General features: G+C 69.0%; 11 protein-coding genes and 1 pseudogene. 4 read left to right on the top strand and 8 right to left on the bottom strand.

Features of this window, described 5'->3' with window-relative positions; genetic code table 11:
- The first annotated feature begins 5 nt into the window (after window positions 1–5).
- Together arsH and SLW55_RS20615 are read left to right on the top strand one after the other, a co-directional pair.
- Window positions 6–740 carry an arsenical resistance protein ArsH gene (arsH, locus tag SLW55_RS10405; RefSeq protein WP_017914550.1) on the top strand — a complete coding sequence of 245 codons (735 nt, stop codon included), beginning with the start codon at window positions 6–8 and terminating at the stop codon, window positions 738–740.
- A pseudogene (locus tag SLW55_RS20615) lies at window positions 737–990 on the top strand (ArsC/Spx/MgsR family protein); the annotation flags it as partial. The gene arsH and the pseudogene SLW55_RS20615, both read left to right, overlap by 4 nt.
- An 84-nt stretch (window positions 991–1,074) precedes the next feature.
- Here the strand turns inward: SLW55_RS20615 and guaA are convergent.
- The 3 genes from guaA to folD all read right to left on the bottom strand — a co-directional run bounded on the left by guaA (window position 1,075) and on the right by folD (window position 5,391).
- Window positions 1,075–2,640, bottom strand: coding sequence for a glutamine-hydrolyzing GMP synthase (gene guaA, locus SLW55_RS10400; protein ID WP_010342916.1), 1,566 nt, complete (start codon window positions 2,638–2,640; stop codon window positions 1,075–1,077).
- A 100-nt stretch (window positions 2,641–2,740) separates the two neighbouring features.
- Window positions 2,741–4,198 carry an IMP dehydrogenase gene (gene guaB / locus SLW55_RS10395; protein WP_017917282.1) on the bottom strand — a complete coding sequence of 486 codons (1,458 nt, stop codon included), beginning with the start codon at window positions 4,196–4,198 and terminating at the stop codon, window positions 2,741–2,743.
- 281 nt (window positions 4,199–4,479) lie between these two features.
- Window positions 4,480–5,391: a bifunctional methylenetetrahydrofolate dehydrogenase/methenyltetrahydrofolate cyclohydrolase FolD gene (gene folD, locus SLW55_RS10390; RefSeq protein ID WP_017917283.1), complete on the bottom strand. Its 912-nt coding sequence runs from the start codon at window positions 5,389–5,391 to the stop codon at window positions 4,480–4,482.
- Between the two features lie 51 nt (window positions 5,392–5,442).
- On the opposite strand from folD, the gene SLW55_RS10385 reads away from it, so the two are divergent.
- Window positions 5,443–5,739, top strand: a complete 297-nt coding sequence (locus tag SLW55_RS10385) for a DUF1244 domain-containing protein (RefSeq protein WP_017908093.1) — start codon at window positions 5,443–5,445, stop codon at window positions 5,737–5,739.
- Between the two features lie 2 nt (window positions 5,740–5,741).
- Complete coding sequence (locus SLW55_RS10380) at window positions 5,742–6,515, top strand: alpha/beta fold hydrolase (protein ID WP_320745066.1); 774 nt, start codon at window positions 5,742–5,744, stop codon at window positions 6,513–6,515.
- Window positions 6,516–6,713: 198 nt separating this feature from the next.
- Here the strand turns inward: SLW55_RS10380 and SLW55_RS10375 are convergent, their stop codons facing one another.
- The 5 genes from SLW55_RS10375 to der form a co-directional block, all read right to left on the bottom strand.
- Window positions 6,714–8,561 carry a monovalent cation:proton antiporter-2 (CPA2) family protein gene (locus tag SLW55_RS10375; RefSeq protein WP_320745064.1) on the bottom strand — a complete coding sequence of 616 codons (1,848 nt, stop codon included), beginning with the start codon at window positions 8,559–8,561 and terminating at the stop codon, window positions 6,714–6,716.
- Window positions 8,562–9,037: 476 nt separating this feature from the next.
- Window positions 9,038–10,174, bottom strand: a complete 1,137-nt coding sequence (gene moeB, locus SLW55_RS10370; protein WP_267087200.1) for a molybdopterin-synthase adenylyltransferase MoeB — start codon at window positions 10,172–10,174, stop codon at window positions 9,038–9,040.
- Window positions 10,175–10,225: 51 nt separating this feature from the next.
- Window positions 10,226–11,443 (bottom strand): gephyrin-like molybdotransferase Glp, encoded by a 1,218-nt coding sequence (glp, locus tag SLW55_RS10365; RefSeq protein ID WP_320745063.1) that lies wholly within the window; start codon window positions 11,441–11,443, stop codon window positions 10,226–10,228.
- On the bottom strand, window positions 11,440–12,051 hold the full coding sequence (locus SLW55_RS10360; RefSeq protein WP_320745061.1) for an NTP transferase domain-containing protein: 612 nt from the start codon (window positions 12,049–12,051) through the stop codon (window positions 11,440–11,442). The genes glp and SLW55_RS10360 overlap by 4 nt, the downstream gene beginning before the upstream one ends.
- 7 nt (window positions 12,052–12,058) lie before the next feature.
- The gene (gene der / locus SLW55_RS10355) at window positions 12,059–13,456 is read right to left on the bottom strand and encodes a ribosome biogenesis GTPase Der (RefSeq protein WP_017913737.1); all 1,398 of its coding nucleotides are present in this window, start codon (window positions 13,454–13,456) and stop codon (window positions 12,059–12,061) included.
- Window positions 13,457–13,469: the final 13 nt, after the last annotated feature.

Raw genomic sequence — 13,469 nt, 5'->3', positions numbered from 1 at the left:
CCATCATGGACCTTCCCAATCTGGATGCAACGCTTGCGCCCGCAGCGGATCGCGCGCGCCTGGCCGCCGGCGATGCCGAGCACAAGCCGCGCATCCTGATCCTGTATGGATCGCTGCGTCCGGAGTCCTACAGCCGAAAGCTGGCACTGGAAGCGCAACGGCTGCTCGACTACTTCGGCGCCGAGACCCGCGTTTTCGATCCGCACGACCTGCCCATGGTCGATGCCGTCGGCCCGGACCATCCGAAGGTGCAGGAACTGCGCGCCGCTTCCCTGTGGTCGGAAGGCCAGGTCTGGGTGAGCCCCGAACGTCATGGCGCGGTGTCGTCGGTCTTCAAGAACCAGATCGACTGGCTGCCCCTGCAGGAAGGCAGCGTCCGCCCGACGCAGGGACGCACGCTCGCGGTGATGCAGGTCTGCGGTGGATCGCAATCCTTCAACGTGGTCAACGCGCTGCGCCTGCTTGGTCGCTGGATGCGGATGGTGACCATCCCGAATCAGTCGTCGGTGCCCAAGGCCTGGCAGGAGTTCGACGCCAATGGCCGCATGAAACCATCGGCGTACTACGACCGCGTGGTGGACGTCATGGAGGAACTGGTGAAGTTCACCTATCTGGTGCGCGGCCGCAGCGACTACATGGTCGACCGCTACAGCGAGCGCAAGGATACGCAGGCCGCCGCTGCACTGGCGGCGGCCGCAGGCGCGGTCGAAGCCAGCCAGGCGGCAAAGACCGCGCCATGAAGGCCGTGATCTGCCACAACCCGGAATGCGGCACCTCGCGCAACACCTCGCCCTGATCCGTCACGCGGGAGCACTCCCACAGGTCGTCGAATACCTCAAGACGCCTCCAAGCCGGAAGCGACTTGTGGAGCCGATCGCCGCATCCGGGCTGACGGCACGAGAGGTTCTTCGGGAGAAAGGCACGCCGTATCACTCGCCGAAGCTACGGCATCCCGAGTTGACGGACAGCGACCTGCTGGACGCGATGCTGGAAGGCGAGCCGGAACACGACCGAAATGCCAAGCCTGCTTCAGGGCGCGCCGATCAGCCAGCGCCGCCCACGAAGGAGGTCACCTCACTCCCACTCGATCGTCGCCGGCGGCTTCCCCGAAATGTCGTAGACCACCCGCGAGACACCGCGCAGTTCGTTGATGATGCGGTTGCTCACCGTGCCGAGGAAATCATAAGGCAGGTGCGCCCAGTGCGCGGTCATGAAGTCGATGGTCTCCACCGCGCGCAGCGCGATCACCCATTCGTAGGCGCGGGCGTCGCCGACCACGCCGACCGACTTCACAGGCAGGAACACGGCGAAGGCCTGGCTGGTCTTGTCGTACAGGTCGGCCTTGCGCAGTTCGTCGATGAAGATCGCATCGGCCTTGGCCAGCAGTTCGGCATACTCGCGCTTCACTTCGCCGAGGATGCGCACGCCCAGGCCGGGCCCGGGGAACGGGTGTCGGTAGACCATGCTGCGCGGCAGGCCGAGTTCGACGCCCAGGCGCCGCACTTCGTCCTTGAACAGTTCGCGCAGCGGCTCGACCAGGCCCAGCTTCATGTGCTCGGGCAGGCCGCCGACGTTGTGGTGGCTCTTGATGACGTGGGCCTTGCCGGTCTTGCTGCCGGCCGACTCGATCACGTCCGGGTAGATGGTGCCCTGCGCCAGCCACTTGGCGTTGCGGAGCTTGTTCGACTCTTCGTCGAAGATCTCCACGAACAGGTTGCCGATGATCTTGCGCTTGGCTTCCGGATCGCTGACGCCGGCCAGCGCCTGGAAGTAGCGGTCGGCGGCGTTGACCCGGATCACCTTGACGCCCATGTGCTCGGCGAACATCGCCATCACCTGGTCGCCTTCCTGCCAGCGCAGCAGGCCGGTGTCGACGAACACGCAGGTCAGCTTGTCGCCGATCGCCTTGTGCAGCAGCGCGGCGACCACCGACGAATCGACGCCGCCGGACAGGCCGAGAATCACTTCGTCGTCGCCGACCTGGGCGCGCACGCGGGCGATCTGGTCGTCGATGATGTTGGCCGCGGTCCACAGCGTGGCGCAGCCGCACACGTCGACCACGAAGCGGCGCAGCAGCGTCTGGCCCTGCAGGGTGTGGGTGACTTCCGGATGGAACTGCACGCCGTACCAGCGCTTGGCCTCGTTGGCCATGGCCGCGACCGGGATGCGGTCGGTGACGGCGGTGATGGTGAAGCCCGGCGGCACCTGCGACACGTGGTCGCCGTGGCTCATCCACACGTTCAAACGCGACGCGCCTGCGTGATCGGTCAACCCGGAGAACAGCGCATCGGCAGCGACCACCTCGACCTCGGCATGGCCGAACTCGCGCTGGTCCGCCGCTTCGGTGGCGCCACCGAGCTGCGCGGCCAGGGTCTGCATGCCGTAGCAGATGCCGAAGATCGGCAGGCCGCTGTCGAACACTTCCTGCGGCGCGGCCGGCGCGCCCGGCAGCGTGGTCGATTCCGGGCCGCCGGAGAGGATGATGCCTTTCGCCCCGAAGCCGGCGATCTCGGCCGGATCGTGGTCCCACGCCCAGATCTCGCAATACACGCCCAGTTCGCGAATGCGCCGCGCGATCAACTGCGTGTACTGCGCACCGAAATCGAGGATGAGGATCTTGTCGCTGTGGATGTTGGTCATTGGGGCCGGGAATCGGGAACGGGGAATCGGGAATGGGCAAAGCGGTGCAGACGCTGGTTCATCGATTCCCGACTCCCGATTCCCCATTCCCGGATGGGCGTCAGCCCATCCTGTAGTTCGGCGGTTCCTTGGTGATCTGCACGTCGTGGACGTGGCTTTCGCGCTGGCCGGCACCGGTGATGGTGACGAACTTGGGCTTGGTGCGCATGTCCTCGATGGTGGCGCAGCCCACGTAACCCATGGTCGCGCGCAGGCCGCCGATCAGCTGGTGGATGATGCCGCTGAGCGGACCGCGGTACGGCACGCGGCCTTCGATGCCTTCCGGCACCAGCTTGTCGGCGTCGGAGGCGTCCTGGAAGTAGCGGTCCTTGCTGCCCTTCTCCATCGCGCCCAGGCTGCCCATGCCGCGGTAGCTCTTGTAGCTGCGGCCCTGGAACAGTTCGACCTCGCCCGGGGCTTCCTCGGTGCCGGCGAACAGGCCGCCGACCATCACCGTGGAGGCGCCGGCGACCAGCGCCTTGCCGATGTCGCCGGAGTAGCGGATGCCGCCGTCGGCGATCAGCGGGATGCGGTCCTGCAGCGCCTCGGCGACCATGTCGATCGCGGTGATCTGCGGCACGCCGACGCCGGCGACCACGCGCGTGGTGCAGATCGAGCCGGGACCCACGCCGACCTTGACCGCGTCGGCGCCGGCGTCCATCAGCGCCAGCGCGGCGTCGCCGGTGACGATGTTGCCGCCGATCACCTGCAGCTGCGGGTAGGTCTTCTTGACCCAGGCCACGCGGTCGATGACGCCCTGCGAATGGCCGTGCGCGGTGTCGACGATGACCACGTCCACGCCGGCCGCGGCCAGCAGTTCGATGCGCTGCTCGGTATCGCCGCCGACGCCCACCGCGGCGCCGACCAGCAGCCGCGTGGCGGCGTCCTTGGCGGCGTTGGGGTTGTCGGTTTTCTTCTGGATGTCCTTGACCGTGATCAGGCCGCGCAGCTCGAAGCCGTCGTTGACCACTAGGATCTTCTCGATGCGATGGCGGTGCAGCAGCTGCAGCACTTCCTCGTCGCTGGCGCCTTCGCGCACGGTGACCAGGCGATCCTTCTTGGTCATGATGTGGCGGACCGGATCGTCGAGCTTCTTCTCGAAGCGCATGTCGCGGCTGGTGACGATGCCGACCAGTTCGCTGCCGTCGACCACCGGCACGCCGGAGATGTTGCGGGCGCGGGTGAGTTTGAGCACCTCGCCGATGGTGGTCTCCGGACCGACCGTGAACGGCTCGGTGATGACGCCGGCCTCGAACTTCTTGACCTTGGCCACTTCGGCCGCCTGCTGCGCCGGGGTCAGGTTCTTGTGGATGATGCCGATGCCGCCGAGCTGGGCCATGGCCACCGCCAGGCGGTGCTCGGTGACCGTGTCCATCGCGGCCGAGAGGATCGGCAGTTTCAGGCGCAGGTCGCGGGTCAGCCGGGTTTCCAGGCTGACGTCCTTGGGCAGGACGGTCGAATGGGCGGGGACGAGCGAGACGTCGTCGTAGGTGAGAGCTTCAGCCTGGATGCGCAGCATCGGCGGACCCGAGTGTGGGGAAGCGCGGCATTTTAACGCATTGGGGCGGGGATTTGGGAGTCGGGAGTGGGGATTCGTCAAGACCTCGCCCTGCGCGGTCGTGCCGTTTGCCTCTCTTTCAGCAGGGCGATCTCGACGGCCTGCCGATCCCGCATGCAAACCGGAAAGGCCGCGCATGCGCTTTTGCTGTTGCCTTTAACGAATCCCGAATCCCGAATCCCCAATCCCGCGCAGCCTTCAACGAATCCCGAATCCCCACTCCCCAATCCCGGCCACTGCCCTCAACGAATCCCCGATCCCGAATCCCGACTCCCCGCCGCCTCAGCGGCCTCGATCGTGTTCTGCATCAGCGTGGCCACGGTCATCGGCCCGACCCCGCCCGGCACCGGGGTGATCCAGCTGGCGCGCTGCGCCGCCGCGTCGAAGCCGACGTCGCCGACCAGGCGGCCGTCGTCAAGGCGGTTGATGCCGACGTCGATCACCACCGCACCGGGCTTGACCCACTCGCCCGGGATCAGCCCCGGCCGGCCCACCGCCACCACCAGGATGTCGGCGTCGCGCACGCGCGCCTGCAGCACCTCCGGCGGGGTGAACTTGTGGCAGCAACTGACCGTGCAGCCGGCGATCAGCAGCTCCAGCGCCATCGGCCGGCCGACATGGTTGCTGACGCCGACGATGGTGGCGTTGCGTCCGCGCACCGGCTGGTCGGTGTGCGCCAGCAGGGTGACGATGCCGCGCGGCGTGCACGGGCGCAGGCCGAATTCGCGCAGCGCCAGGTGGCCGACGTTCTCCGGATGGAAGCCGTCCACGTCCTTGCGCGGATCGATGCGGTGGATCAGCCGGCTGGCATCGGGGATGCCCGGCAGCGGCAACTGCACCAGGATGCCGTGGATCTTGGGGTCGGCATTGAGCCGGTCGATCAGCGCCAGCAGTTCGGCTTCGCTGGTGCCCGCCGGCAGGTCGTAGTCGAACGCCTCGATGCCGACCTTTTCGGCCGCGCGGCGCTTGTTGCGCACGTACACCGCCGAGGCCGGATCGCCGCCCACCAGCACCACCGCCAATCCGGGCCGCGGCTGCCCGGCCGCCAGCCGCGCATCGACCCGCGCCTTGAGCTCGTCGAGCAGGTCTTCGGCGATGCGCCGCCCGTCAAGGATGCGGGCCGGGACGGAGGAGACGGGCGCGGAATCGGTCATCGGGGCGGGCGGGTGTAGAGTCGGGGGATGTCCATTGTCCCCGATTCCGCCATGACCGACACCACCCGCATCGAGGCCGCCGCCTTCCGTCGCCTGCTGCAGCACCTCAATCAGGCCCGTCCCGACGTGCAGAACATCGACCTGATGATCCTGGCCGGGTTCTGTCGCAACTGCCTGGCCGACTGGTACCGCGAGGCGGCGGCCGCCGAAGGCGAAGACCTCAGCAAGGAACAGGCGCGCGAGCGCGTCTACGGCATGCCGTTCGCCGACTGGAAGGCGCAGCACCAGGCCGAGGCCACACCTGAGCAACTGGCCGCCTTCGCCGAGGCGCAGCGCAAGCACGGCTAGCGATGCTGCGTTACACCGCGATCGCGGCGGCCATTCTCGCCGCGGCCTATGTGGTGGTCTGTGCCTTGCTCTACCTGGGCCAGCGCGACCTGCTGTATTTCCCGCAGGGCACGCGGGTGGCACCGGCGCAGACCGATTTCGCGCTGCGTCGCGGCGCGGACGTGGAGCTGCGCGGCTGGCAGGTCAATCCCGGTCGCGACAAGGTGCTGCTGTACTTCGGCGGCAATGCCGAGGATCTGCGTTTCGCACGCGCGCAGTTGCAGACCGCCCTGCCCGACCACAGCCTCTACCTGCTCGCCTACCGTGGCTACGGCGCCAGCGACGGCAAGCCCAGCGAGACCGCACTGGTCGGCGACGCGGTGGCGCTGTACGACCATGTGCGCGCCGCGCAACCACAGGCACAGATCGCGGTGCTGGGACGCAGCCTGGGCAGCGGCGTGGCCAGCCAGTTGGCGGCGCGGCGCGCGGTGGCGCAGCTGGTGCTGGTGACGCCGTTCGATAGCCTGGTGTCGGCGGCGCAGGCGCACTACCCCTGGGCGCCGGTGCGCTGGCTGCTGCGCGATCGCTACGACTCGGCGCGCGCCTTGCGCGCCTATGGCGGCCCACTCCTGATCCTGCGCGCCGGCCGCGATCAGGTGGTGCCGCCGGCCAGCACCGACGCCCTGCTCGAGGCCCTGCCGCAGCATCCGACCGTGGTCGCCTTCGCACGGGCCGACCACAACGACATCAGCGACGATCCAGGCTACGTGCTGGCGCTGCAGGCGTTCTTGCGCTGAGGCGGCATCGCTCGGGCGGGGTACTCGAAAGGTACGCGGGAGTCGACTGTCATGCAGCCACGACGCGCGAAGTGGTGCGTGCTTCCGAAAGCGCAATGCGTCGGGACTGAAGTCCCTCCCACAGTGCATCCGGCGGGCTCGTCGCAAGTCCCTATCGGTTCCCACACGGGCACCGCACACAATGCTGCCTTGCCGTGGCTAATCGCCGCGACGCGGCTCGCCGGGCTCGACCGGCACGCCTTCCGGATTGAGCGTGCGGCTCTCGCGCCGCGGCGGCGTGAACGGAGTCGGGGTCGGCACCACTGGGGTGATGTTGCCGTACATCAGGCCCCTGCCAGCACGCACGTCGCCGGCGGCGATCTCCAGTTCCAGCCGCTCCGCATCGCGGCGCCGGATCTCGCGGGCGATGGAACGCGCCTCGCTCTCGTCCATGCCCAGTTCGATCAGCGCGGCCTGGCCGAACTCCACTGCCGATTCGAAGGTCTCGCGGATGTGGTAATCCACGCCAGCGGCGATCAGCTCCAGCGCGTGTTCGCGGTCGTAGGAGCGCACCAGCAGCTTGGCCTGCGGAAACTCGGTGGTGGCCAGCCCGACGATGCGGTTGGCCGCCTCGCGGTTGTCGACGCACACCGCGATGGCGCGGGCGCTGTGCGCGCCGGAGGCGTGCAGTACGTCCAGGCGGGTGCCGTCGCCGTAGTAGATCTTGAAGCCGAACTTGGCCGCGCTCTGGATCATCTCGATGTCGTTGTCGATGATGGTCACGTCCACATCGCGCGCCAGCAGCGACTGGCTGGCGACCTGGCCGAAGCGCCCGAAGCCGATGATCAGCACGCTGCCGGTGAGGCCGTCGGCCGCATCCACGCCTTCCATCGATGGCGCCTCCACCGGCGCCCAGCGCCGGTACAGCAGCACGAACAGCGGCGTCAGCGCCATCGACAGCACCACGATGGCGGTCAGGTTGGCATTGATCTGCGCGTCGATGACGCCGGCACCGCTGGCGGCGGCAAACAGCACGAAGGCGAACTCGCCGCCCTGCGCCATCAGCACGCCGCGATCCAGCGCCTGCGCATGGCCGCTGCCGGTGAGCCGCGCGACCAGGTAGATGCACGCGGCCTTGGCGGCCATGAAGGCAAGCACACCGCTGAGGATCAGCGTCCAGTTGGCCGCCACCACCGCCAGGTTCAGCGCCATGCCGACACCGAGGAAGAACAGTCCCAGCAGGATGCCGCGGAACGGTTCGATGTCGGCTTCTATCTGGTGGCGGAAGGTCGATTCGGACAGCAGCACGCCGGCCAGGAACGCGCCCATTGCCATCGACAGCCCGCCGAGCTGCATCAGCAGCGCCGCGCCCAGCACCACCAGCAGGGCGGCCGCGGTCATCACCTCACGCGCCTTGGCCGCCGCCAGCAGCCGGAACAGCGGGTTGAGCAGCCAGCGCCCCGCCGCCAGCAGGCCGACGATCGCCGCGGCGCCGATACCGATGCCGATCCAGCGCGACGGCGCAGACGCGTCCGCCGGCACCGGCGCCATCCACGCCACTACCGCCAGCAGCGGTACGATCAACAGGTCTTCGAACAGCAGGATCGCGACGATCTTCTGCCCCGCCGGCAAGGCGATGTCGCCGCGCTCGCCGAGCAATTGCATCACCACCGCGGTGGAGGTCAGCACGAAGCCGGAGGCCGCGATGAAAGCCACCGGCAATGGAAAGCCGAAGGCCAGTCCGACCCCGGTCAGCACGCTCGCGCAGACGATGATCTGCGCGGTACCCAGGCCGAAGATCTGCTTGCGCAGGCTCCACAGGTGCGAGGGCCGCATTTCCAGGCCGATCACGAACAGGAACATGACCACGCCCAATTCGGCGACGTGCAGGATCGCCTGCGGATCGGAGAACCAGCCCAGGCCGAACGGCCCGATCGCCAGGCCGGCGGCGAGATAGCCGAGCACCGAACCCAGGCCGAGCCTGCGAAACACCGGCACCGCCACCACGGCCGCGCCGAGCAGCGCTACCACCTTGATCAATTCGCTGCTGTCGGCTGCACTGGTCATGCGCTGATTCTACGCACAAGGCCGCAGCATCCCCATGGAGCGGGATGCGACATGAGACGCGGCGCACTGCGTGCTGCGCGCAAGGAACTTCTTGTGCGACATGCAAGCGGTCGCGCGCTGCGCGCCGCACCCTCACCCCAACCCTCTCCCGACGGGAGAGGGGCTTGAGCGTGCGCGACGCTGCTTCAGCCATCGAGACCGCATCTCCCTTCTCCCACCGGGAGAAGGTGCCCCGCAGGGGCGGATGAGGGTACGGGTGCCGCTGCGTACAACGAAAGCCAGCGCTGCCCTGCATCGCGAGTCGCTTCGCGCCGTACCCTCACCCCAACCCCTCTCCCACGGGGAGAGGGGCTTGAGCGTGCGCGACGCTGCTTCAGCCATCGAGACCGCATCTCCCTTCTCCCACCGGGAGAAGGTGCCCCGCAGGGGCGGATGAGGGTACGAGTGCCGCTGCGAACAGGGACACCTAGTAGCAGCTAACCCTCAGCCCCACAGAACCGCGCGTAGTCGATATAGCCAGGGAACGGCCGCTCCGGCGCACACAAGGGACACTGCGGATCGGCGGACAGGCGGGTTTCGCGGAAGCGCATCGCCAGGGCATCGAAGTGCAGCAGGCGGCCGCGCAGGGGTTCGCCGATGTCGAGCAGCAGCTTCAAGACCTCGTTGGCCTGCAGCAGGCCGACGATGCCGGGCAGCACGCCGAGCACGCCGGCGTCGGCACAGTTCGGTGCGAACTCCGGCGGCGGCGGCTCCGGGAACAGGCAGCGGTAGCATGGCGCCTGCCCGCGCCGACGGCCGGCATCGAACACGCTGACCTGGCCTTCGAAGCGCTGCACCGCGCCGTACACCAGCGGCTTGCCCAGCTTCACGCAGGCATCGTTGAGCAGGTAGCGCGCGGGGAAGTTATCGGAGCCGTCCAGCACCACGTCCACGTCCTGCAGCAGCCGCTCGACGTTGTCCGCAGTGACCCGCTCGCGCACCGCCTCCACCCGCACGCCCGGGTTCAACGCGCCCAGGCTCGCCGCGGCCGACTCCACCTTGGCCTGGCCGATCCGCGCATCGCCGTGCAGGATCTGCCGCTGCAAATTGCTGCGCTCGACCACGTCGTCGTCGGCGATACGCAAGTGCCCCACCCCGGCCGCAGCCAGGTAGAAACCGGCCGGCGAGCCCAGGCCGCCGGCACCGACCAGCAGCACGCGCGCGGCCTGCAGCCGGCGCTGGCCCTCGACCCCGACTTCGGGCAGGCGCAGATGCCGCGAATAGCGGTCGAAGAAGTCTTCCTGCGCCGGTTCCAGCGTCGGTCGCTGCAACGGCAAGCCTTCGCGCTGCCAGCGCGTGGTGCCGCCCAGCACGGAAGCGACCTGGGTGTAACCGGCCTGCTCCAGGAACAATGCGGTGTCGTGCGAGCGCTTGCCGCTCTGGCAGATCAGCAGCACCTCGGTCTCGGCGCCAAGATAGGCAGCCGGGTCGGCCTGCAACTGCGCGCGGGCCACGCCCTGCGCGCCCTCGGCCATGCCGGTGACGCGCTCGTGCTCCTCGCGGATGTCGATCAGGCGCGCGCCCTGCGCCTGCCGCGCCTGCGCCTGTGCCGGGGTCAGTTCTCGAATGCCCATGCGCGCATTATCGGCGCAAACCGGGCGCGCGTCCGCCGTCCGCGGCGCGGCTCAGTACGGCACCACCTCGACCACGTCGCCGGCCTGGAACTGGCGCGCGCCCTCCTCCAGCCGCAGCAGCACGTCGCTGTCGGCGGCGCCGCGCAGGCGGTGCGAGCCGTCCGCGGGATTCGGCTCCGCCCACAACTGACCGTGGGCGTCGCAGCGCATGCGCCCGCGCAGAAACTCCAGCCGGTCGTGGCGTTTGTCCCAGCCGGCCGCCAGCCGCGCGCGCCAGGCCCGATGCGGTTCGCTGCGCCGCTGCAACGCATCCAGCAACGGCCGCCCGATCGCCAGAAAGGTCGCCAGCACCGACACCGGATTGCCCGGGAGACCCAGGAACAGGGCGCGGTCCCACTCGCCGAACAGCAGCGGCATCCCCGGGCGCATGCGCACCTTCCAGAACAGGATGCGGCCGTGCTCGGCCAGCAGCCGCGGCAGGTAGTCCTTCTCGCCGGCAGAGACGCCGCCGCAGGTCAGCACCACGTCGAACGCCGAGGCGGCGTCGGCGAGCATGGTCTGGATGCGCTGCGGATCGTCCGGCAGGGTCGGCCACGCGGTCGGCGCCAGGCCGAGCAGGCGCAGTTGCGCCATCAACATGTCGCGGTTGCTGTTGTAGATCTGCCCCGGCTGCAACGGCAGGCCCGGCTCGACCAGTTCGTCGCCGGTGGCGAACACCGCCACGGTCGGCCGCGCCGCCACCATTAACTGGTCCACGCCCAAGGCCGCGGCCAGGCCGATGCGTGAAGGCGTCAGCAGCATGCCGGCCTCGAGCACACGCTCGCCGGCGCGCACGTCCTCGCCACGCGACCGCACGTGTGCGCCGACGGCGATGTCGGCGGGGACCTGCACTACGCCGTCATGCTCGTGCACGTTCTCCTTGATCACCACCGTATCGGCCCCGGCCGGCAGTGGCGCGCCGGTCGTGACCCGCAGGCATTCGCCGGGCGCGAGCGCCTGGTGCCGATCGGCGCCGGCGAACTGCTCGCCGGCCAGCCGCAAGTCGGTCGCCGCCCCCGGGGTCAGATCGGCATGGCGCAGCGCGAAGCCATCCATCGCGCTGTTGGCGAACGGCGGCAGGTCGATCGGCGCATCCAGCGGTTCCAGCAGGATGCGGCCATCGGCGCGCGACGCTGCAAGGCGCTCGCTGTTGACGGGACGGGCACGCGCAGCGGCAGCGACGATCGCCAGCGCGTCGGTGTAGGCGATCCGGGAGGGATAGTCGGTCATGGTGGCGGCAGGATACCCGCTGCAGCCAGGTCCTGCGGCGTGTTCAGATTGCCCAGCAAGATTTCCGGCAGCGGCACCGGCTGCATCCGCAGGCGCTGCTGCAAGGCGCGCGGCGCGTAGCGGGCGGCTGTCAGGGCCTCCTCCAGCGCCGGGCGCAGTGCGGCCAATCGGTACAGCGCCACCAGCGGCTGCGCGCCGGCGGCATCCTCGACCCAGGCGCCATCGCACTCGTCAGAGGCTGCGACTGCGGCCATCATCGCAGGCAGATCACGCGGCAACATGCAGATGTCGACCGGCACGGTCAGCAGCCAGGGCGTGGCACAGGCAGCGGCAAGCGCGTCCAGCCCGGCGATGGGTCCCAAGGAACGTTCCGCCCCGGCCGGTGCCGCGACGCGGTCCGGCACGGCCTGCAGCCCGATGGCGGCATAGTGCGGCAAGCTGCGGTTGGCGCTGACCACCACTTGGGCGACCTGAGGCGCCAGCGCCTGCACCAGCCATTGCACCTGCACCTGCCCGTCGCGCTGCAGCCAGGCCTTGTCGCATCCGCCCAGGCGTTGCGCGCGGCCGCCGGCGAGAATGCCGAGGGTGATCGCGCGCCGCGTATCCATCGTGCGACTACTTGCCGCGGACGTGTTTCATCAGGCGCCGCTTCTTGGCGATCTGGCGCTCGGTCAGCACGTTCTTCTTGCCTTCGTACGGATTGGCGCCTTCGCGGAACATGAAGCGCACCGGCGTGCCGACCAGCTTGAAGCGCTTGCGGAAGAAGTTCTCCAGGTATCGCTTGTACGACTCCGGCAGCACCTTCAGGCGCGTGCCGTGGACGATGAAGGTCGGCGGATTGCTGCCGCCCGGATGCACGTAGCGCAGCTTGGAGACGTGACCGCGGATGCTCGGCGGCGGATTGCTTTCGTAGGCGATTTCCAGCGCCTGGTTGACTTCGCTGGTGCTGAACTCGCGCACCGCCGAAGCGTGCGCGCGATGGATCGCCTGGAACAGCTCGCGCAGGCCCGAGCCATGCTTGGCGGAGATGCGCACCGCCTCGGCCCAACTGACGAAGCCGAGCTTGCGCGACAGCAGGTCTTCGGCCTGCGCACGCTGGTAGTCGCTCTGCCCGTCCCACTTGTTGATCGCCACCACCAGGGCGCGGCCGGCGTCGAGGATCGCGCCGAGCACGGTCGCGTCCTGGTCGGTCACGCCCTCGCCGGCATCGAGCATCAGCACCGCGACCTGGCACTGTTCGATCGCCTGCAGCGTCTTGAACGCGCTGAACTTCTCCACCGCCTCCTCGACGCGGCCGCGGCGACGCAGGCCGGCGGTGTCGATCAGACGGTACAGGCGGCCGTCGCGCTCCAGATCCACCGCGATCGAGTCGCGGGTGGTGCCGGGGACTTCGGAGGCGATCATGCGCTCCTCGCCCAGCAGGCGATTGACCAGGGTCGACTTGCCCACGTTCGGGCGGCCGACGAAGGCGATGCGCATGCGCGCCGGGTCGGTGTCCAGGGTCTCGCCAGCGCCCTCTTCCGGCAGCCGCTCCAGGACCTCGTCGAGCAGGTCGTCGATGCCGTGGCGATGCGCGGCGGAGACCGCGATGGCGTCGCCGAGACCGTAGCGCGCGAATTCGGCGCGCACTTGGTCCTCGTCGGTGCCGTCGATCTTGTTGATCAGCAGCAGGGTCGGCCGCGCCAGCTTGCGCAGCCAGGCCAGGATCTCGTCGTCGAGCGCGGACGATCCCTCGCGACCATCGACCACGAACAGGATCAGGTCGGCCTCGCCGGCGGCGGCGCGCGCCTGCTCGGCAGTGGCGCCGGCCAGGCCTTCCTCTTCGCCGGAGATGCCGCCGGTGTCGACGATCACGAACGGGGTGTCCGGCTGCAGCCGGCATACCCCGTAGTGGCGGTCGCGGGTGACGCCGGGCTGGTCGTGGACCAGCGCGTCACGGCTGCGCGTCAGCGCATTGAACAGCGTGGACTTGCCGACATTCGGCCGTCCAACCAGGGCGACCAGCGGAAGCATCGCGACATCCTTC

Origin of the sequence: Xanthomonas sp. LF06-19, assembly GCF_034105425.1 — a bacterium.
Lineage (GTDB): Bacteria > Pseudomonadota > Gammaproteobacteria > Xanthomonadales > Xanthomonadaceae > Xanthomonas_A > Xanthomonas_A sontii.
This window is presented reverse-complemented; position numbering and strand designations above follow the sequence as displayed.